17 protein-coding genes and 2 tRNA genes are annotated in these 20,665 nt (G+C 60.9%); 5 read left to right on the forward strand and 14 right to left on the reverse strand.

The features are described 5' to 3' along the window. Positions 1 to 240 precede the first annotated feature (240 nt). Entirely contained in the window at positions 241 to 2,226 is a 1,986-nt protein-coding gene (locus FFI87_RS12295; RefSeq protein WP_175741639.1) for an ATP-binding cassette domain-containing protein, read from the reverse strand. Between the two features lie 197 nt (positions 2,227 to 2,423). Beyond that, positions 2,424 to 2,828, reverse strand: a complete 405-nt coding sequence (locus FFI87_RS12300; RefSeq protein WP_138847354.1) for a DUF4399 domain-containing protein — start codon at positions 2,826 to 2,828, stop codon at positions 2,424 to 2,426. A gap of 197 nt (positions 2,829 to 3,025) precedes the next feature. On the opposite strand from FFI87_RS12300, the gene FFI87_RS12305 reads away from it, so the two are divergent. The 4 genes from FFI87_RS12305 (at position 3,026) to FFI87_RS12320 (ending at position 6,398) form a co-directional block, all read left to right on the forward strand. Beyond that, positions 3,026 to 3,208, forward strand: coding sequence for a rubredoxin (locus tag FFI87_RS12305; RefSeq protein ID WP_012364402.1), 183 nt, complete (start codon positions 3,026 to 3,028; stop codon positions 3,206 to 3,208). 166 nt (positions 3,209 to 3,374) lie between these two features. Beyond that, positions 3,375 to 3,449 (forward strand) — tRNA-Arg (locus FFI87_RS12310). Between the two features lie 634 nt (positions 3,450 to 4,083). Further along, positions 4,084 to 6,012: a hypothetical protein gene (locus FFI87_RS12315; protein WP_138847353.1), complete on the forward strand. Its 1,929-nt coding sequence runs from the start codon at positions 4,084 to 4,086 to the stop codon at positions 6,010 to 6,012. A 309-nt stretch (positions 6,013 to 6,321) separates the two neighbouring features. After that, positions 6,322 to 6,398, forward strand: a tRNA-Met gene (locus FFI87_RS12320). A gap of 293 nt (positions 6,399 to 6,691) precedes the next feature. Here the strand turns inward: FFI87_RS12320 and FFI87_RS12325 are convergent. From FFI87_RS12325 to FFI87_RS12375, 11 genes are all read right to left on the reverse strand, one after another. Further along, a complete protein-coding gene (locus tag FFI87_RS12325; RefSeq protein WP_138847352.1) occupies positions 6,692 to 9,013 on the reverse strand; it encodes a DUF7024 domain-containing protein in 2,322 nt (773 codons plus the stop codon). A 33-nt stretch (positions 9,014 to 9,046) separates the two neighbouring features. Beyond that, a complete protein-coding gene (locus FFI87_RS12330) occupies positions 9,047 to 10,018 on the reverse strand; it encodes a glycosyltransferase family 2 protein (protein WP_105785299.1) in 972 nt (323 codons plus the stop codon). Further along, on the reverse strand, positions 10,015 to 10,416 hold the full coding sequence (locus FFI87_RS12335) for a GtrA family protein (protein WP_012364406.1): 402 nt from the start codon (positions 10,414 to 10,416) through the stop codon (positions 10,015 to 10,017). Before FFI87_RS12335 ends, FFI87_RS12330 begins: the two co-directional genes overlap by 4 nt. Next, positions 10,403 to 11,320, reverse strand: a complete 918-nt coding sequence (locus FFI87_RS12340) for a transketolase family protein (protein WP_138847351.1) — start codon at positions 11,318 to 11,320, stop codon at positions 10,403 to 10,405. The genes FFI87_RS12335 and FFI87_RS12340 overlap by 14 nt, the downstream gene beginning before the upstream one ends. Then, positions 11,317 to 12,123, reverse strand: coding sequence for a transketolase (locus tag FFI87_RS12345; protein ID WP_138847350.1), 807 nt, complete (start codon positions 12,121 to 12,123; stop codon positions 11,317 to 11,319). The genes FFI87_RS12340 and FFI87_RS12345 overlap by 4 nt, the downstream gene beginning before the upstream one ends. After that, positions 12,120 to 13,175, reverse strand: coding sequence for an NAD-dependent epimerase/dehydratase family protein (locus FFI87_RS12350; RefSeq protein WP_138847349.1), 1,056 nt, complete (start codon positions 13,173 to 13,175; stop codon positions 12,120 to 12,122). Before FFI87_RS12350 ends, FFI87_RS12345 begins: the two co-directional genes overlap by 4 nt. Before the next feature lie 5 nt (positions 13,176 to 13,180). Continuing rightward, complete coding sequence (gene rfbH, locus FFI87_RS12355; RefSeq protein ID WP_138847348.1) at positions 13,181 to 14,500, reverse strand: lipopolysaccharide biosynthesis protein RfbH; 1,320 nt, start codon at positions 14,498 to 14,500, stop codon at positions 13,181 to 13,183. Between the two features lie 15 nt (positions 14,501 to 14,515). Then, positions 14,516 to 15,601, reverse strand: coding sequence for a CDP-glucose 4,6-dehydratase (gene rfbG / locus FFI87_RS12360; RefSeq protein ID WP_244100820.1), 1,086 nt, complete (start codon positions 15,599 to 15,601; stop codon positions 14,516 to 14,518). Next, the gene (rfbF, locus tag FFI87_RS12365) at positions 15,583 to 16,356 is read right to left on the reverse strand and encodes a glucose-1-phosphate cytidylyltransferase (RefSeq protein WP_012364412.1); all 774 of its coding nucleotides are present in this window, start codon (positions 16,354 to 16,356) and stop codon (positions 15,583 to 15,585) included. The genes rfbG and rfbF overlap by 19 nt, the downstream gene beginning before the upstream one ends. 614 nt (positions 16,357 to 16,970) lie before the next feature. Beyond that, on the reverse strand, positions 16,971 to 18,149 hold the full coding sequence (locus FFI87_RS12370) for a right-handed parallel beta-helix repeat-containing protein (protein ID WP_244108073.1): 1,179 nt from the start codon (positions 18,147 to 18,149) through the stop codon (positions 16,971 to 16,973). Between the two features lie 464 nt (positions 18,150 to 18,613). After that, positions 18,614 to 19,354: an SDR family NAD(P)-dependent oxidoreductase gene (locus FFI87_RS12375; protein ID WP_012364414.1), complete on the reverse strand. Its 741-nt coding sequence runs from the start codon at positions 19,352 to 19,354 to the stop codon at positions 18,614 to 18,616. Between the two features lie 115 nt (positions 19,355 to 19,469). Here FFI87_RS12375 and FFI87_RS12380 point away from each other — a divergent pair, with 115 nt between their 5' ends. After that, entirely contained in the window at positions 19,470 to 20,084 is a 615-nt protein-coding gene (locus tag FFI87_RS12380; protein WP_012364415.1) for a TetR/AcrR family transcriptional regulator, read from the forward strand. Between the two features lie 79 nt (positions 20,085 to 20,163). On the opposite strand, the gene eco is transcribed toward FFI87_RS12380, so the two are convergent. Continuing rightward, positions 20,164 to 20,664 carry a serine protease inhibitor ecotin gene (eco, locus tag FFI87_RS12385; RefSeq protein WP_138847346.1) on the reverse strand — a complete coding sequence of 167 codons (501 nt, stop codon included), beginning with the start codon at positions 20,662 to 20,664 and terminating at the stop codon, positions 20,164 to 20,166. Between the last annotated feature and the right edge of the window lies 1 nt (position 20,665).

Genomic DNA, 20,665 nt, shown 5'->3' on the forward strand with positions numbered 1-20,665 from the left:
GGACGTTGTCCACACCTGGTGTGGATAACGTCGTGGACAAAACGTTGAGTTCCGTAAAAAAGCGAATCGAAACAACGCTGTGCTTGGACTGCTTCGAAAGCGGGCGCGCGGCATGCGCTGCGCGACCCGGGACGCGCAGTATTTTACTGGTTCCGCGTGGCGCGCCATCGCAAGATCGTCGCGCGGTGCGGGCGGCGATACGACGCGCCCGCCCGCGACACGCGGCGCGCCGTGCGTGCGTCAGACCGGTTTGCGCTTCGCCTCGAGCGTCTCCCACCGCTCGAGCGCGGCGAGCAGTTCGTCGTCGATCGCCGCGAACCGCTCGGTCAGGCGCGTGCCTTCCTGCGGATCCTTCGCGAAGATTGCGCCGTCCTCGAGCTGCGCGTTGATCGTCTTCTGTTCTTCCTCGAGCGCCGCGATCTTCTGCGGCAGCGCATCGAGCTCGCGCTGCTCGTTGAACGACAGCTTGACCGTGCGCTGCGCGTTACGGCCGGCCGCGCTTTTCGCCGGGTCTTCCTTGACCGGCGCTGCTTCCTTCACCGCGCGCTTCGCCGCTTCCTGCTGCGCGAGCTGCTGCGAACGCTCGCTCTGGATCTGCCAGTCGGTGAAGCCGCCGACGTATTCGCGCCACTTGCCGTCGCCCTCGGCCGCGATCACCGACGTCACGACGTTGTCGAGGAACGCGCGATCGTGGCTCACGAGCAGCACCGTGCCGTCATAGTCGGCCAGCAGCTCTTCGAGCAGTTCGAGCGTCGGGATGTCGAGATCGTTGGTCGGTTCGTCGAGCACCAGCACGTTGGCCGGACGCGCGAACAGGCGCGCGAGCAGCAACCGGTTGCGCTCGCCGCCGGACAGCGACTTCACCGGCGAGCGCGCGCGTTCCGGCGCGAACAGGAAGTCGCCGAGATAGCTCATCACGTGCTTGCGCACGCCGCCGATCTCGACCCATTCGCTACCGGGGCTGATCGTATCGGCCAGGCTCTTGTCCTGGTCGAGCTGCGCGCGCATCTGGTCGAAATACGCGACCTGCAGGTTCGTGCCCGTGCGCACCGTGCCCGCGTCGGGCTTCAGCTCGCCGAGGATCAGCTTGAGCAGCGTGGTCTTGCCGGCGCCGTTCGGGCCGACGAAACCGATCTTGTCGCCGCGCATGACCGACGTCGAGAACGTGTCGACCACCGTTCGATCGCCGTAGCGCTTCGTCACGTCCGTCAGTTCCGCGACGATCTTGCCCGACTTCTCGCCCTGCGCGACGTCGAGCTTCACGTTGCCCTGCGAATTGCGGCGCTCCGCGCGCTCGTTGCGCATCTGCACGAGCCGCGCGATGCGCCCGACGCTGCGCGTACGGCGCGCCTCGACGCCCTTGCGGATCCACACTTCTTCCTGCGCGAGCAGCTTGTCGAACTTCTCGTTTTCCACGCGCTCGACTTCGAGTTGCTGCGCCTTGCGCGTCTGGTACGCGGAGAAATTGCCCGGATACGACAGCAGCCCGCCGCGATCGAGTTCGACGATGCGTGTCGCGACGCGGTCGAGGAACGCGCGATCGTGGGTGATGAACAGCAGGCCCGCGCGCTGCGAGACCAACAGTTCTTCCAGCCAGCGGATGCCGTCGAAGTCGAGGTGGTTGGTCGGTTCGTCGAGCAGCAGCACGTCGGGCTGCAGCACCAGCGCGCGCGCCAGCGCGACGCGCTTCTGCATCCCGCCCGACAGCGCGTCGACGCTGGCGTCGCCGTCCGTCAGGCCGATCTGCGCGAGCGTCATCGACACGCGCGTGCGCCAGTTCCACGCGTCGTGCATGTCGAGCGACGACTGCAGCGCGTTCATCCGCGCGAGCAGCGCATCGTGCTCGGCGCCTTCGGGTGTCTCGGCGAGGCGGTGCGCGATCGAATCGTATTCTTCGAGCACTTCGCGCGTGTGCGTGAGCCCCGATGCCACGGCCTCGAACACCGTCGCGCCGGGTTCGAATTCGGGCTCCTGCGGCACGTAGACGGTCACCAGCTCCTGCTGGCGCGTGATCAGCCCGTCATCGGGCTTCGCGAGCCCGGCGACGATCTTCAGCAGCGACGACTTGCCTGCGCCGTTGCGGCCGATCAGGCCGACGCGTTCGCCGGCTTCCAGCGAGAAGTCCGCGTGATCGAGCAACGCGACGTGACCGAACGCGAGTTGCGCGCCGGTAATGGAATAAAGCGACATGGGGAGACGGCGAAGAGAGAAATCGGAAGCGCCCATTGTACCGGGGGCGGAGGCCTGCGCCGGGATGGCCTGACGGACTATGCCGGTGCGCGGTGCTTTTCGTGCTGTGACTGCTTGCAGGCGCGCGCTCGGCGGACGGCGCCGGCGTGGCGCGTTTCGGCGCCCCGCGGGGCCGGCGCGGCGGGCATCCCGTCGTAGCTTCCCGGCCGGGCGCCCGCAGGCGGGAGGTGCGATTACTTCACGTTGACCGTGATCGTCGAGCTCAGCTCGGGACCATACGAACGGTGTGCGCCGTCGCCGAGCTGCAGCGTCAGCGTGTGCTGGCCGGGCGGCAGCTTCACGTCGGTTTCGGTCTGGGCCTTGCCGAAGTGCAGCGAATGTTCGGAGGCGGGAATCACGTCGCCCTTCGGCACCGGCTTCCCGTCGATCAGCAGGTGATGGTGGCCCGTGTCCGGCGTCATGTCGCCGGCCGGCTTGAGCGCCATCCCTTCGAGGCCGAACTGCACGTGCACGGGGCTCGACACCGTCGCGCCATCCTTCGGCTCGACGAAAAACACGCGCGCCTCGGCACGCGCGAGCGTCGACACGGCCAGTGCCGCGACACATACCGCACCTGCGATCCATTTCTTGTTGAGCATCGTTTCCTCCTTCAGATTGAAAGGCTCACGAAGCATACACTGCGTGCCCGGCCCGTGCGATGACTGCCGTTGTTCGCGATGCGTACGTTTAAAAGGACGTTGCGCAGGTGTTCGGCGAAATTACGGTACCATTGCGCCTTTCGTCCGTTGGCCGTGCCGCGGACGGCATGACCGACTTTCTTCATCCCGAACGCGCTATGAGCGAAGTAATCGAATACCAGAGCTGGGTCTGCCTGATTTGCGGGTGGGTCTATAACGAAGCGGAAGGGCTGCCCGACGAGGGGATCCCCGCCGGCACCCGTTTCGCCGACATTCCTGCCGACTGGCGGTGCCCGCTGTGCGACGTGGGCAAGGAAGATTTCGTCGTCGTCGATTTCTGATTCCGGTTTCGTGTATCCGGTTTTCGGTTTCCGGACGCACTGAGCACGCGCGCCGCGCATCGGCACGCATTCCGTCCGCCGATGCGCCGCGCGTTTGCTATACTCTGCGCGCTGTCCACATCGCCGTCCCGGTCGCGTTTTTGCACGCGATATCGCGGACTCGGCTCTCCCCGTAGTTCAATGGATAGAACAAGCGCCTCCTAAGCGCTAGATACAGGTTCGATTCCTGTCGGGGGGACCAGAGAGCCTCCATAGTTTCACCAGCTTCGCCACAAGAACCCCGTCACGCTTGGCTGTGCGGGGTTTTTTGTTGCAACCCTCCATCAGCGACCACCGTTGGAAATAACTGCCGCTGCCCGGCGACCTCTTGTCAGGTTGTCGTTCAGCAACCTCGCCGTTCTCCCGCCCCAGACAATCTAGTGATCGGCAAGCGCTGCTCCCCGCCCTCTCCCATCGGCGGCGATTTTCACGACTTCATACGACATCCAAGGAAAAATACGACAGCTCTCAATGTTCAATTTTCCGGTTCGAGTGAATCCGAAATCGTTGCATAACTTATCGCACGCAAGACGCGCCCGCATAAGCAAAACCTTGGCACCGTCGATGTTGACGAGCAACGATGGGCATCGTTTTACGAAAAATCCGGTGTCTCGGAACCGGGGCTGCCCGTGCCGACTGGATCATGAGGCCGCATTAAGTTCAGCCGCGGAGATCGCGTAGAATGCTCCGTCATTTAAGCGCTTCTGCCCGGCATGGATACTACTCGTATCGAAACGCGTTCAGTTGCATGGCGCGCATGCGCCAGTGAGTCCGTGTCGTGGCTCTACTGCGCGTTTCTGGCTTTTGCGTCCGGTGCGGCTGTCCTGGCGTGGCTCGTGGCAGCGTTGTATGCGCCGCATGTCGAAGGGAAGGCAGTCGATGCCTCCATGCTGCTACCGCTCTATCGATCGCTGTTATCGCCCAAGCCGGTCGAGCGCTTTACCTTTCTGTTGCTTGCATTGTCGTTGCCCATCGGTGCATTCCTGGGTGCACTTACGGTCCGAAGCAATTCTGTGCGGTCAATGCCAGCAATACTGTTTCGGGCGATCCCCTTCGGCGTAGCCGGGGCATTCTGCGTGCCATTCGCGCGGTTCGGGTTTGATGTGTCGCTACTGACAGGACGGACTCCGACAGGCGTGTATCCGTTGCTGATGTTTTGCGGCCTGGTTGCGGTTACCGCACTCGCGTGTGCTACACAAACGAAGGTGCTGACTTATCGCACCTATAGATCGTCGCGCGTCATCTCATGGTCGCTGTTCGTTGCGAGTGCCGTGCTTCAGTTGCTCGCCTGGAGAATAGTCAGCGAGAACTCGATGACGGAAGGGACGACGTGGTCGACAAGTATGGATGCGGTCATATATTCCGTGAGCCAGGTGGTCGGTGGTCGAACGCTTCTTGCCGATCTCCCGTCGCAGTACGGACTCTTCCCGGAATTCATCGCACCCGCCCTCCGATTTTTTGGTTTATCGATTTTCTCTTTCTCGGTGCTGTTCGGGGTCATGCAGCTAGCCTCGCTTGGCGCGGTATTTTACGTCGCACAGCGTGCACTTCGGCATCCATTGTTCAAGATCGCGTTCGGCGTCGCGCTTGTGATGGTTACCTATGAGACGTGTTTGTTCCTGGTTGGCATTCCAGAACAGTACTTCCAATATTGGCCTGTACGGTTTTTTTGGCCGGCACTCTCTGTATTGGCCTTCCACTTTTATGCCCGAAAACCGAGCCGGTGCCGCGCCGCGTTAATGTCGTTGATTGGCGCGATCGCTAGTCTGTGGAATGCCGATTCGGGTGTAATGGTGGAGATCGCCTTTGGCGCATTCCTGGTGGCAAAATGGGCCGCGCTGTTGTCGCGAGACAGATCCAGCTCGTGTCTGGAGCGCCGCGAGATCGTGTTGAAGCTGTTGCTACATGTTGGGGTATTTGCGATAGCGATAGCGACTGCAGCGGTTTACCTGTCGACAAAGGCAGATCGATCTCTACAGTGGACGTGGCTCTTCGAATACCAAAAGCTATTCTATGGGCTGGGCTTCATGATGCTGCCGCTACCATTGAGGGCAAGTCCGTGGATCGCAATTCTCGGCGTGTATCTGATGGGGATCTTGGTGGCCGCATCGACATGGCGGAAATCACCCCGAAATCGCGCTGCCGATCTGCTGCTCTACGCGAGCCTCATCGGAATAGGCCTGTTTGTCTACTACGAGGGCAGATCTCATATCCTGAATCTCGTCACGGTATCGTGGCCGGCGCTGCTGACCGCGTCACTAATGGCAGATCGGGTTGTTCGAGCCACGGCAGCCGGGATACTGCACCGGGGATTTGTAGCGCCTGCGGCCGTCACGGGAGGAGTTGTCCTGCTTTGCTGTTTGGCTTTCGTTCGGGGGATTCCAACGCTCGCGGATTCTACCAAGGCGGCGATCGATGAATGGTCAGTTCCAGCATCGCCGGTCGTTAGCAATGAAATCGCATTTATTTCGTCGAATACGAGAAAGGGTGAGACGTGCGTCATCTTGTCTAAACGACAAGGACTTTATTATGCATCCCGTCGCCTGGTCTCCCCGCTGATTGGTCCCGGCATTGCGGAAACGCTTACTGTTTCAGATCGAGACTCGATGATCGCGCAGATGAGGAAAGGAAAATTTGATTGTGTGTTCGTTGGCGTGGGTAAGAGCGCACCAGAGCTCGACGTCGATCTTCTTCGTGCGTTGTCATCTTATCGCGTCGTGAGGTCAAACTCGCTCCAAACGATGGTTCAACTGTCGCCGAATTGATTTGGATAATTGGCAGTTTAAATAATCATGAGCTGCCTCCGGGCGGTTTTTTCACGTCTTCGGCCCGAGCTTGCGGGCTTTCCTTTTTCCTTGAGCCGCCTGGAGACGAACTACCGAAGCGCTCCATCCCGACGGTGCTCCGGCTGTTACCCAAAGTGTTACCTGGCTAGCAAACAACGTGACACCCTCGTCTTCGAGCGTGCAGCCAACGGAGGCGAGCGGCCCAGCCGCGCGACGCACGTTCGCTCGATTTCGACGAGACGCGCTGAAAGTTTGACGCACTGCAACAGTCCGGGGTACACTTCGCGCCGCGGGGTGGAGCAGTCTGGCAGCTCGTCGGGCTCATAACCCGAAGGTCATAGGTTCAAATCCTATCCCCGCAACCAACATCGAAGCCCGCTCTGCGAAAGCAAGCGGGCTTTTTGCTTACCGGGCTGATCACGGTGCGGAGAGCTGATTTCGCCCAGCCCATGCTCAGCGCAACCAAAGTCAGCCAAAGTCGGCCAGCCCCGTGATCGCGGCGATCGAGAGATAGTATCTGGGCGTTCTTTCGGGGGTCTTTTCACGAGCCCCCCGGTGCTTGTCCAGTCATACGGACATGAATTCTGTCGGAGACTAGGCAAGCGCCCAGCCGCCTCAAGATTCCCAACGCGCCGCCGCTCTGGCCCATCGCCAGGCATCACCCGGCGCCGTATCGCCGGGATTCCATTTCGGCCGTTTCGCCCTCGCCGGTCGTTATCCAGAATTTCGCTATGCCGACGCCAAGCAGTCGGCCATCGCCAACCCCACCGCTTTGCTGCGGAGAATGCGGCGATGCCGGTCGAATCCGGATCGTCCGCGCAGCAGTCGGGTTGTCGAAGCGCAACGCGAATTCGCGAATCCCGTCACCTGGAATCACGGTCTGTACCTGTTGGCCAACCATGATGCTCGACGGTTGCCCAACGTTCGGACCGTATCCCAGCATGCGAATATGCAGCGTGAAGTGTGCCGGAAGTGGCTGAACGAAGCTCAGTTCCACCTCGGGGAACACATTGGCATCCGACCAACGCCCCCAGTGTTCTGGCGCCGACAGACCGCGAAGATTCTCGATGAACATCGGTACGCTCGTCGTCGCGAGGTCGAAGCCTTCGCTGAGTGTGTTGTTGTTCCGCGGCCCCAATTTGTCGACGACATAGCCGGCCCGTTCCATGATCTGATGCGCGGTCATTCCGGACAGATCCACGTCGCTCTTTTCAGCCGATTGCCTTGGAAGAGCGAAAAAAGCCTGATCGCCAGTCAGGCTGACAATCGGCGCCATACCAAGATTTCGGGTAAGTTCCGCCTCGATGGCAGCACCGTGGTCGGCATAACCGCGCCGGTCGATATAGATACCGTTGAAGCCGATCCGCTTGATCACTTCAATCTGCCGCGCGACGGATTCAAGCGCGAGGGAGCGAAAGAACAGATCGCCATCGCGCCCCTTCATGCCGCCGAAGCTCCACCTGAGCGCGCTGGTATGCAGAAAGGGCCGCGCCAGATCATAGGACTCGAGACGGTTGAGCATCGGTCCTTCGGGAAATGCGACGTACGGCAACTGATAGATCGCGCTTCCGGCCGGCACCCGCTGTTCGATCGCATGCACGAAACGCTCATCACTATTGAATTCAGCCCTGTTCTTTTCAAGGCGGGTCAGCGAGGGGGCCGTTGCCTGGTCCCAAAGCGCAAACGTGCACAACGCCAAACAGAAGGTCGCGGCCCGGAGAGAACCACGTTCACCGACGATCAGATATCGCTGGATCAGCAGCAACACCGCGGCAATCGACGTAAAGGCGATAAATACGCTGACGCGGTTCCACGCGCGAATCATCGGGCTGATGAGCAGACTGAATACGCCGGAAAATCCACCAACCGTGCAGAACAACACGAGCACAATCGTGAGACTTGCAAGGATTTGCAGGGGGCCTTCCGGAACGCGCCGCCGCGTCGGCGCGACCACGAGAATCACGAGACTCAGCAAGCCTGCGCTGCCGATGATGCCAAGCGATGCAAAGGCGTTTTCGTTGACGAGCGGAAACGTTGTCGAGTAGTCCGCCGTGAGCTTCGCGAATGGCTTGAAGCGATGATCCGGCCGCGGCAACAGAAGCTGGTCGATCTTGAGACCGTATAGCTCCGCTTCGCTCGGCGAGCGCTGCGCCGCTTCCTGATTGACACCGTGCTGCATCCGGTAAATCAGGTTCGGACTGACATTGGCCACGATGCCGAACGATACGATCGCCACGGCCACGATCGCAGGCAAGGTCGCCGTGATCGCTTTCTGCTGAACCCCTCGCACGATGCCGGCTGTCAGCAGGCAAAGAACGCCAAAGAACGCGTAATACACGCCGAAGCATGAAAGCGCGAGAAGGATCAACGCGTCGAACAGCGTTCTCTTCGCGGCACCTCGCTGCAGGCTGAAAGGCATTTCTCCGTCCCAGATCCGCTTGGCGAACCAGACGAACGTCGGGGCGGCAAAGTACCAGGTATAGAAGAGATGATGAAGTCGCAGGAAGTGGAACGGGAGCAGCGTAAAGATGAATCCCCCCGCGAAACTCAGTGCCCTCGAGATCTGAAACTTCCGCAGCGCCCAGTACGCCACGATTGCATTGAGCGGAAATCCAATCAGATAGTAGAGGTCGAGCGCGGTCGCGGGATTGCCAAAGGTCCGACCGAGAATCTTGAGCACGAGCATACTGCCCGAGTCTGGAATCGGATAGTCATACAGGTTCGCGCCGAACGGCGCGCCTAGCAGTTGAGTGCTGAGGAACCAGTGACTCCTGACCGCAAGCTGTATCAACGACAGCGTGAAAATGCCATCGCTTCCGTAGATGAGCGGGAGATGAATGCCGAGATAGGCCGCACCCGATAGCTGCCAGCCGGCGACCAGAGAAACCGCCATCAGCGCGCCAGGAAATGTCCATTGGGGCAGCACACGCTTTTCAGACGATTGCATGTAGGAAATTCGGTCGGAAGGTCGGTCGTTCATGCAGCTGGCTCAGCAGGTTATCAGGACTGTCGGTCAATTCGGTCGCGGGGCCACTTGGGCCTCGACGGCGGTCCCGCCTGAATTGATCCGCTCGCGTTCGACCACCAACGGTCTCTTTTGCGCATAGGTGAGAATCGCGCCGACATACTCGCCCAGCAGCCCAATGAAGAACAGCTGTACCGATGCAAAGAAAAACAGACCGATCAGCATCGGAGCACTGCCGATCGTGAAGCTGCTCCAGAACACCAGCTTCAGGACGAAATACATGAACGACACGAAAAGGCTCAGGCCCGAAAGAAAGAACCCGGCGATCGTGGCAAGTCGCAACGGCACCTTCGAATGCGAGGTAATACCCAGCATTGCGATATCGTAGAGCGTATAGAAGTTGTTCTTCGAAATGCCCCGTTTGCGGCGCGGCTGGACGTATGGAATCTGTTTGATCTCGAACCCGATCTCGCATACGAGTCCGCGAAAGTAAGGATACGGATCATCGATCTGTCGCAGGATCTCGATGACCTTGCGGTCGTAAAGCCCGAACCCCGTAAAGTTCTGAATCAGCGTGACGTTGGCGATCTGCGTGACCAGGCGATAGTACATCCTGCGCAGTGCAAAAAAGAGCGCCGATTCTTTCGATTCGGGTTTTACGCCGACCACGACAGGGGCGCCGGCGAGCCAGTGCTTCACGAACTCACGCATCAGATCGGGCGGGTCCTGCAAGTCGGCGACCAGCAGAATGACGGCATCGCCCTTTGCTTGCAACAGACCATGCATCGGCGATCGGATATGTCCAAAGTTCCGTGCATTAACGATCACGCCGACCGCCGGATCCTCCGCGGCGATCGTTCGCAGGATAGCGACCGTCGAATCCGTCGATGCGTTGTCGATGAAAAGATGGTCGTAGGTCACCTCGGGAATCGTCGAGAACACGCGACGAGTCTCTTCGTAGACGGCCCGAACGTTTTCCTCTTCATTGAAACAAGGCGTGACAACGGTTATATGCTTCATGGCAGATTGAAAACAAAGCGGCGATTCAGGATAAACGCAATGACGCTGAGCGGAAGCAGCGTCAGAGCATTCGCAATGTAGATGTTTGCGTCGAGGCCGAGCAGCAAGCGGACTCCGCCGAGATTCAACAGGTAGATCACACAGTAGACGCCGACGAATCGCCAGAAGCGCGACCGCGGCGCTCCGTCGAAGACGAGCCGTCCGACGCTTTGGAAGTTGAAAAGCACACCGCCGACGGTCGCGAGCCCGATAGCGACGGGGTACGCGAGACCCGCGTAAGTCAGGAGCGCAAATAACGAATAGCCGACCAATGTGTTCAGCCCGCCGACCGCCAGAAAACGCAATAGCTGGACAAGCGTCCTTGTCAAAGGCTCACGGTCGGAATCAGACGCCTGCATCGAGTGCCTTTTTTATTTGCTCTGTGACGGCATCCGGCGAAAGGCCATGGCTTTCCATCAGATAGGCATAGTTGCCACACAACGTACTGAACCTGTCTTGAATGCCCACACGCACGAACGCCCCGACAAAACTGCCCATCAGCGTCTCCGCGACGGCGCCACCGAGTCCACCGTAAATCGAATGCTCTTCAAACGTCACGATCGCTTGCCTGCCCGCCGCGAGCCTGCGGATCGAATCGACAGGAAAGGGTTTGATGCAGGGCACGGAGACGATGTCCGCGCCACCGATAGCAGCAGCGACCTTCTGAGCCAGCTTCACGCCCGAACCTGTCGCAATGAAAAGGCTCGAGTGCGCTTCGTTCGTCAACGGGACGGCATCGCCATCGCACCACGAGTCGAGCGGTCCGGCGTGCACATCGCCAAGATCCGCCTTGCCCATTCTCAGATAGGCGGGCGTCTGTCTGGTCGAGATGTCCTGCATGCATGCCGTCAATTCGAACCGGTCGGCAGGAGAATAGATCGACAATTGCGGGATCGCGCGAAGCGCAGCGATGTCCTCCGTACTTTGGTGGCTCGTACCCAGTTGTGCGTAGACGACGCCGGCGCCATCGCCGATGAACGTCACCGGCAGATTTTCATAGCAGACATCGATCTTGATCTGTTCCAGGACGCGAATGGGCACGAATGCGGCGAGCCCGTAGACGATGGGTTTGAATCCAGCCTTGGCGAGACCCGCTGCCACCCCCACCATATTCTGCTCGGCAATCCCGCAATTGATGTACTGATCGGGACATGCTTTGCGAAATGCATCGAAGAGCGCATAGCCGTGATCGCCGGTCAGCAGAAGAACCTTGGGATCTTGCCGCGCCGCACCCACGATGGCATCGGAAAACGCATCCCTCATCGCTTCTCTCCAAGCTCGGCAATCGCGACTTCGTACGTTTGCGCCGTGAGCCGCGTGTAATGCCAGATATTTTCGTGCTCCATGAACGAAACACCCTTGCCTTTGACCGTGCGAGCCACCATCGCTTTCGGGCGCCCGTCGTTTCGGGTCTTCAGTGTCTGATACGCTTGATCGATCGCGGTTTCGTCGTGACCATCGACAGAGATGGCATCGAAACCGAATGCTTCGAACTTGGCACGGATGTCGCCGAGTCCGATCACCTCGTCTGTCGTGCCCATGGCCTGAAATCCATTCACATCGACGATGACGATCAGGTTGTCGAGCTTGAACTGAGCCGCAAAGAGCGCCGCTTCCCAGATCGCTCCTTCATTCAGTTCGCCGTCTCCAACGAGCGCATAGCACTTCTGATCGGTGCCGTTTCGCTTCGCAGCCAACGCAAGACCGACCCCCACGGAAAGACCGTGTCCGAGCGACCCTGCCGTGGTTTCGATGCCGGGCACGTGCGCGTCGGCGAGCCCCTTCAGGCGCGTGCCGTTGCCAAAGTAATGGGCAATTTCATCATCGGAGAGCCACCCGATTTCATTCAGACAAGCGTACTGAGCCATCACACCGTGGCCCTTGCTCAGCACCATGTAATCGCGACCGGGAGAACGCGGGTTACTTTGCTCGTAGCGCAGGTGTTTGCGGTACAGAACGGCCAGCAGTTCAACGATGGAAAATGCACAACCGATATGGACGGTCGATCCTGCGAACGCCATATCGAGAATGGTCTTGCGAATCCGGGACGATTCGAATGTCTTCATGCCGTGGCCGTGTTTCGATTCCAGTTGATCGTCTTGGTAAGGGCCGCCTCTAACGGCGTGTACTCCTCCACGCGAAGCGAATGACGCGCGAGCGAGGTCGAGGGTACATAGCGTGGCGCCGGACCCGGCGCAGGCGCCATATCGGGCACGGTAGCCTCGCGTGCGTCGCAGAGCGTCTCCACCATGCGAGCAAGTTCGAGAATCGACACGGCGCGTTCGGAGCCCACGTTATAGGCGCGCCCCGTCACGCCGCCGTGCAGCATGCGCAGAAGCCAGATACAGGCATCGGCGATGTACAGATAGCTGCGTAGAGGCCGGCCATCGCCCTTGATGACAATGCGCTGCCCCGCCAGCGCATCACGGATGAAATTACCGGCGGCAAATGGACCGTCTGCCGGGATACCGGGGCCGACGAGCGCATAGATTCGCGCAATGGAAACACTGATGTCATGCTGCTCGCCGTAGGCCGACGCGAGCCATTCAGCCGACCTCTTCGCGTGTCCATACGCTGCTTGTGTGTCGAGCGTGTCAGGCGCGCCGCAATAGCTCTCGGGCGTCCGCTCCAGCGTCGCCGGCTGCTGCCCGTAAATGGCGCCGCTCGATGTCAGCAGGAAGCGTGTCGCACCATTCGAACGGGCGAGATCCAGCACCCGACGTGTCCCGGTTACATTCGCATCGAACACCCGCAAACCATCGCGAGCCTTTGCGATATCAGCGACGTCGGTCGCCGCATGAATGCAAAGATCGATCGCTCCCATCGTGCCTGCCGTCGCGTCGAAATCGATCACGTCGCCTTCGTGCAATTCCACGCCGGGGACTGCATAAAGATGCGGTGCAAACGCACGCGCTTTCTCGGGGTTACGGCTCAGCACGACAACGTCGATCCCGCTACCGAGTATCCGGTTGGCGTGCTGTACCGCTTCCAGCAACCAGGATCCGATGAAACCCGTGCCACCCGTGACGAACAGTCGCGCCCCACGGAAAGCCGACCAGACATCCGCCGTATGCTGGATGACCAGATCGAGATCTTCTCGTGGGTACGGCTTCCGCATTGATGTCACCCCTGGAAATTGACGCCGACGAACGTCTCGATTTTCTCGACGATGAAGTCGAGCATTTCGTGGCTCAGCCCTGGGTATACGCCGACCCAGAATGTCTGGTTCATCACGATGTCAGTATTCATCAGGTCGCCGCTCACGCGATATTCCCGGCCAACCATATAAGGCTGACGCGTGAGGTTGCCGGCAAACAGCAGGCGGGTGCCGATCTTGTTCTGGTCGAGGTAAGTCAGCAAGTCGACGCGCGAGAACTCCGCCTCGGGCTTCAGTGTGATCGGAAAGCCGAACCATGACGGATCGGCGTTCGGTGTCGCATGCGGCAGGATCAGATGTTCCGCGCAAGTCTGCAAACGCTCGTGCAGATAGCGAAAATTCTCGCGGCGCGCCTGGACGAATCCATCCAGTCGGTCCATTTGCGCGAGTGCGCATGCCGCCTGCATGTCGGTGATCTTCAGGTTATAGCCGAGATGGGAATAGGTGTACTTGTGGTCGTAGCCTTCCGGAAGTGTGCCGAGCTTCCAGCAAAAGCGCTTGCCGCACGTGTTGTCCTTGCCGGGCGCGCAATAGCAGTCGCGCCCCCAGTCACGGAACGATTCGGCGATGAGTTTCAATTCGGGGTTATTGGTGAACACGGCACCACCCTCGCCCATCGTGATGTGATGGGCCGGGTAGAAACTGAGCGTGCCGATATCGCCGAAGGTGCCGACCAGTTGGCCATTGTAAGTGGCGCCAAGCGCGTCGCAGCAGTCCTCGATCAGCCACAGGTTGTACTTCCTGCACAGCGCGGTGATCGCTTCGAGGTTGTACGGGTTGCCGAGCGTATGGGCGAGCATGATCGCCTTGGTTTTCGGCGAGATGGCCGCCTCGATCTTCGTCGCGTCGATGTTGTAGGTACCCAGTTCGACGTCAACGAATACCGGAACCGCACCGAATTGAAGAATCGGATTGACCGTAGTCGGAAAACCCGCTGCGACACCGATTACTTCGTCGCCCTGACGAATGGCGCGATCGCCAAGTTTCGGTGATGTCAGCGTCGAGAATGCCACCAGATTGGCCGACGAACCGGAGTTCACGGTAATCAGGTAATCGACGCCGAGATACGCAGCGAGCTTTTTTTCGAATGCTTCGTTGAATCGTCCCGTCGTCAACCAGCCGTCGAGAGAGGCCTCGACCATGAGCTCCATTTCATGTGCCCCAATCACCTTGCCCGACGGGGGCACGGCTGTCTGGCAAGGCTCGAAGGCCGGGGGTCGAGTCGCGAGTTCGCCATACTGCTTGACGAGCTCGATGATCTGCATGCGGATTTGATCTTTGTTCATTGGGGCGATAAATAACTATGACCGGGAGTAGTCGGCAATCTGGGCGAGCGTCAGCGCTCTTACGTCTTCGTGCTCGTGCGCCGCCCTGTACCAATCGACGATCTTGTCCAAGGTGAAATCGAGGTCCCAACGGGGATGCCATCCCAGCCGGGCACGTGCTTTCGAACAGTCGAGCTTGAGGTAGGTGGCTTCGTGCGGATGATCGCCGCCATCGAGCTGCCAGCGTGCGCCGTCACCCCACCGGGCAGTCAGCCGCTCGACAATCGCCTGCACGGGTTGGGCATCGATATCGTTGGGCCCAAAATTCCACGCGCCGGCGTAACGCGGCCCTTCGACGTACAGTTTCTCGGCAAGCAGCAGATAGCCGCAAAGCGGTTCCAGCACGTGCTGCCACGGGCGAATCGCGCGAGGATTGCGGATGTTGACGATTTCGCCGGCGCTGATCGCCTTGATGATGTCCGGAATGAGGCGGTCCGATGCCCAGTCGCCTCCGCCGATCACATTACCGGCACGCGCGCTCGCAATGGCAACGCGATGTGTATCGTAGGCGGCTTCGTTGAAAAACGAACTGCGATATGCAGCGGTAACGAGTTCCGCGCATCCTTTGCTGCTGCTATACGGGTCGTAGCCGCCCATCGCTTCGTTCTCGCGGTAGCCCCACTCCCATTCGCGATTTTCGTAGCATTTGTCGGTCGTCACGATCACAACCGACCGGACACTGCGTACTTGACGGATCGCGTCCAGCACATGCACGGTGCCCATTACGTTGGCTTCGTAGGTTTCCACCGGATTCGAATACGACGTCCGAACGAGCGATTGCGCCGCCATGTGGATCACGATTTCCGGGCCGGCACGGCGCAGCGCGTCGAGCAACTGTCCGCGATCGCGAATATCGCCGATCACCGACTCGATGCCCTCTTCCACTCGTGCGAGCGAAAACAGGTTTGGCGTGGTGTCGGGCGCGAGCGCATAACCGGTGACCTCCGCGCCGAGCGAACGGAGCCACAGCGTCAACCAGCTCCCCTTGAAACCCGTATGGCCAGTCAGAAAGACACGTTTTCCGGACCAGAACGACGGTGTGATCATGACCACACCTTCCATGGCGCCTCATTGGTCTGCCAAAGTTTTTCGAGGAGCAATTTGTCCCTCAACGTATCCATCGGCTGCCAGAATCCTTCGTGCTCGTACGCTGCAAGGTCGCCCCGCTCGGCGAGTTGCTCGAGCGGCTCCTGTTCCCACACGCACGCATCGCCGGAAATCAGATCGATCACCTTCGGCGACAGCACGAAGAAGCCGCCATTGATCATCCCGCCGTCGCCTTTCGGTTTTTCCTTGAACGACGTGACCTTGTTGTCGTGAATATCCAGCGCGCCAAAGCGGCCGGGTGGAAACGCGGCCACGAGCGTGGCGAGCGTGTTGCTCTTCCGGTGGTATTCGACGAGTTGGGTAATATTGACGTCACTCAGGCCGTCGCCATACGTGAAACAGAATGCTTCCTCGTCCTGGACGAAATTCTTCACGCGACGAAGACGCCCACCCGTCATGGTCGATTCGCCGGTATCAACCAGTGTGACCTTCCAGGGTTCGGAATATTGCTGATGCACCTGCATGTCATTGGTCCGCATATCGAAAGTGACATCGGACGTATGCAGGAAGTAATTCGCAAAATACTCCTTGATCATGTAGCCCTTGTACCCGCAGCAGATCACGAAGTCATTCACGCCATAAGCGGAATAAATCTTCATGATGTGCCAGAGGATCGGTTTGCCGCCGATTTCGATCATCGGCTTCGGGCGGTTGACCGTGTCCTCCGAAATGCGCGTCCCCAGTCCACCCGCAAGAATGACTGCTTTCATCAAAATCCTGTGTTGAACGTCGAGCGGCTAGCTGCCTTGCCCGGAGTGGTGATGACGGCGGATCCCGTGCTCAGCCAGCATGATGAGCCGGATAGTCATCGCGACTCGCGTATTGATGTAGCGACCCGACAATTTGGAGGAGTTGTTTCACTTCGTTTGTCAACCAAAATGTTTGCGCAGGGTGGTTAGCAACCTTGCCGGACGCGTCGGAGTGCAAAGGTTGCACGACCACGCAAAGCATACGGCTGGCAGATGTCAGGAGTGTCGCGTCGCTGCTGCAACGCCGGTTGCGTCGGAAGCAATCAAGCGCGGCGGAAGATCGAAGACCGTCTCGCGGACACGAATCCACCTTTCCGAGTCGACGCGGGTCGGCGAACGATCCACACTCCGGGGGCAATCACGCAACTAATCTCAAATTACACCAGATTCCCGCTCGGAACGAAAGTAGTCGCAACCCAAATCAAGCGCGGGAGCGACTCTGGAGGCTGCGGTCTGTCACCATTTCTCTCACGCCCCTGTGTCGCGCACCCGTTCCAATTACTGAATGCACGATTCTCTCTGGAACCGGCGTTTCCCGCAGCGCTCACGCGCGTGCGCGGGGGCGCAACAGCGCCTCACCGCATCAACCCCGTCCTGACCTTCGGCATCAAACTCACATTCACCCCCGTCACGGCAAACGTCCCCGTCGACGACGCCCCGGCCGGCGGCGCCAGCACACTGCCATCCCCGAGCCGATTCGCATCGACGACGATCCGCTCCACGGCGCACCCGTTCGTCAACAGCCCGACCGGCAACCCGGCGATGGACGAAAACGTATTGCCCGTCACACTGAACGAACACACGTTCCCATACGCCCGGAACCCCGCATAGCCGGATCCCGACACACGGTTATCCGTCACCGCGACGCCCGACACCGTTCCCGTCCATGTATCCAGCTCGATCGCGCCCTGTTGCGTCGGCTGCAAGCCATTGTTCACGTTCGAGTTCTGGATGTTGGTCACGGTATTGCCGGCGATGACGACGTTCGACGACCCATAAGTCTTCCAGCTGTCTTCCTGCGCGACCAGGATACCCGCCGCCTTCTCGACGCCATCGACCGTGTTGTTCGAGATCGTCACGCCCTGCCCGCCGACAACGGTAATGCCGCGCCCCCATGCATTACCCGACACAGAATTGTGGTCGATCAGCACGTTGCTGCTGAGCCGGCCGTCGCCGAGATAACTGACCACGGCGATCAGATCGTCGCCGGTGCCCGTCACCGTATTGTTCTGCACCAGCACGTTGGTCGCCCCGTAGGTCGTATGGATGCCGTCGGCCAGCGTCGCCCGCACGGTATTGCCGACGATCGCGATCCCGCTGCCGCCGAACACGAAAATCCCCGCGCTCGCGCCCCCTTGGACCGTCACGCCGAGCACCTGAACGTCCGCGCCCGTCACCTCGACCTTGGTCGACTCGGGCGTCGTGAGCCGCGTCGTGCCGGTGCCGGCGAGCGTCACGCCGACAAGCGTCGAACCGGCGCCGCGCATCACAATCGTCTGGTCGGCCGGATTCGTGGCGGCGAGCGTCGCGCCATATCCGGAGATCACCGCCTGCGGCACGGTCACGGCAAGCGAATGCCCGACGACGTAGCGGCCCGGCGCGATCACCAGGCGCTGGCCGGCCTGCAGGCTGTCGAATGCTTTCTGCAACGCGTCGGCCTGATCGCTGCCGTCGGCGGCCGGGGAGACCGTCACATCGGCGACGAGAACCGGTTTGGAGCCGCTGGACGGCTGAAGCGTCGCGCCGGGAGTGATGCCGGTCGCCCCGGCGGTCGAGCCAGAGCTTCCGGAATTCGTCGATGAAGTCGATGCGCCGGATGCGGCGCCGGCAGATGTCGATGTACCCGCAACGGTTTGCGGTGCCGCCGCAGCGTTGTCATCACCACCACCACCGCCGCATGCGGCAAGACAAAGGCAGAGAGCGGCAAGCATCGCCTGATCGACTGTACGCATACGATGTTCCGCTAGCCCAGGTTGGCGTCATCGTAAGTACGCCAGCGCACTTTGTAAATGAATTCCGCGCGAAGGTACCGTTCGCAGTCCTCCGTCATTCATCGCGGCTGACGCGCATCCTACATTGCATAGAATCCCGAACCTTCCTCATCACGCGGGCGTCGATGCTGATTCGGGTGCGCGCGACCGCGAGATCGCGCGCGCGGCATCGGTGCAGCGGTTGCCGGCAGCACACGATCAAATCAAATTACATCGCACTTCTACGTTTATGCATTCGCACCGCCATCGATTGTCAACCCGGTACCGTTAATCGATCGTCCTTCCGGCCCGACGACGAACGCGACGAGTGCCGCGACGTCCTCCGCCTTGCCGTACTGCGGAATCGCCATCCGCGAACGTTGCGCACCGGCATGCTCACCGTCGGCCGGATTCATGTCCGTATCGGTCGACCCCGGATGCACGAGATTGACCGTGATGCCGCGCGCACCGAGATCGCGCGCGAGCCCCTGCGTCCAGCCGATCAGCGCGGCCTTGCTCGCCGCATAGAGGCTCATCCCCGCGTCGGGCACGCGCGTCGCGAGGCAACTGCCGGTCGACACGATGCGCCCGCCCTCCCCGAGATGCCGCGCAGCCGCCTGCGACGCGACGATCACCGCGCGCACGTTGACGTTCAGCGTCGCGTCGATATCGTCGAGCGTGAGGTCGTCCAGCGCGGCCGCGCGGAAGATGCCCGCGTTGTTGACGAGGATGTCGAGGCCGCCGAGCGTCTGCGCGGCATGATCGACCGCGCCGCGCACGGCCACCGGATCGGCGCTGTCGGCCTGGATCGCGACGGCCCGGCGGCCGAGCGCCTCGATGTCGGCAACGACGGCCCGCGCCCGCTCCGCCGATTTCTCGTAAGTGATCGCGACGTCCGCGCCATCGGCCGCCAGCCGTTTCGCAATGGCCGCGCCGATGCCGCGACTGCCGCCCGTGACGAGTGCGCGCTTGCCCTGAAGTCGATTCATGAAAGCTCCTGTGGTCATTTATGTAACGACCGACACAGAATGTGGCAGGTTGCGCGACGCTGTCAATTGAATTATTTTATCGATCGATACAGATATCGACGAAGGAACGAATGTCATGGCTGAACGGGGCCGACCGAGAAGCTTCGACAAGGAAGCGGCGCTGGATCGCGCGATGGAGGTGTTCTGGCGCCTCGGCTACGAGGGTGCGTCGATGACGGACCTGACGGCCGCGATGGGCATCGCGTCGCCGAGCCTGTACGCGGCGTTCGGCAGCAAGGAGGCGTTGTTCCGGCAGGCGATCGAGCACTATCGGGAAACGGAGGGCCGCGAGATCTGGGACGGCGTCGAACAGGCCCGCAGCGCACACGACGCGATCGAGAACTACCTGATGCAGACCGCGCGCGTGTTCACGCGCCGGTCGAAGCCGGCCGGCTGCCTGATCGTCTTGTCGGCGCTGCATCCGGCCGAGCGCTCGGACACGGTCCGGCAAACACTGATCGCCATGCGCGAGCAGACGGTCGCCGCGTTACGCGCGCGGCTCGGCGAAGGCGTTGCAGCGGGCGAGATCTTCGCGCACGCGGATCTCGACGCGATCGCGCGCTACTACGTGACGGTGCAACAGGGGATGTCGATTCAGGCGCGCGACGGCGCGAGCCGTCGCGATCTGGAAGCGGTCGCGCAAGCCGCGCTGGCCGCATGGCCGGCGCTCGCGGGCGCACGCGCCGGCTGACGGCGGGCGCCGGAAAGAAACCCGCGAAACCGCGCGCGGCCGGCCGGCGACGAGCGCCCGGCATGGCCGCGCGGGTACCTTACCGTGTCACGGCGTGCTGCACGTCCTTCGACGCATGCCACACGCGGTAGCGCACGTCGAAGCCGTCCGGCACGTACACGACGAGCGGCAGGCGGCTGTTGTAGCGCAGCAGTTGGCCGTCGCTACGCACCTGCACGAACCGCTGTTGCGGCGCCTGGCCCGGGCACGCCATCAGCGTCGACGCCGGCCCCTTCACGTCGGTCAGCCGATAGTACGTATAGCCCCAGCCCTTCACGTCCTCGGCGGTCAGCTCACCGCCGAACCATTGCTGGTTGCAGTCGGTCTGCAGCGTCTTGCCGATCATCAGTTCGACACGCGCATCGCCTTCGTTCTCGAGCGCGGGCAGCGCGATCACCGCGCGCTGCTGGCCGGCCGCCGGCTGCGGGAACATCTTGATCGACTCGGCCGGCACGGCGGGCGCCGATGCGGGCCCGGCCGCGCAGGCGGCGGTGGTCGTCACGCAAAAGGCGGCCAGGATGGCCCGGATCGCGAATTTCATC

This window comes from Burkholderia sp. KBS0801 (assembly GCF_005937855.2).
GTDB classification, from domain to species: Bacteria; Pseudomonadota; Gammaproteobacteria; order Burkholderiales; family Burkholderiaceae; genus Burkholderia; species Burkholderia ambifaria.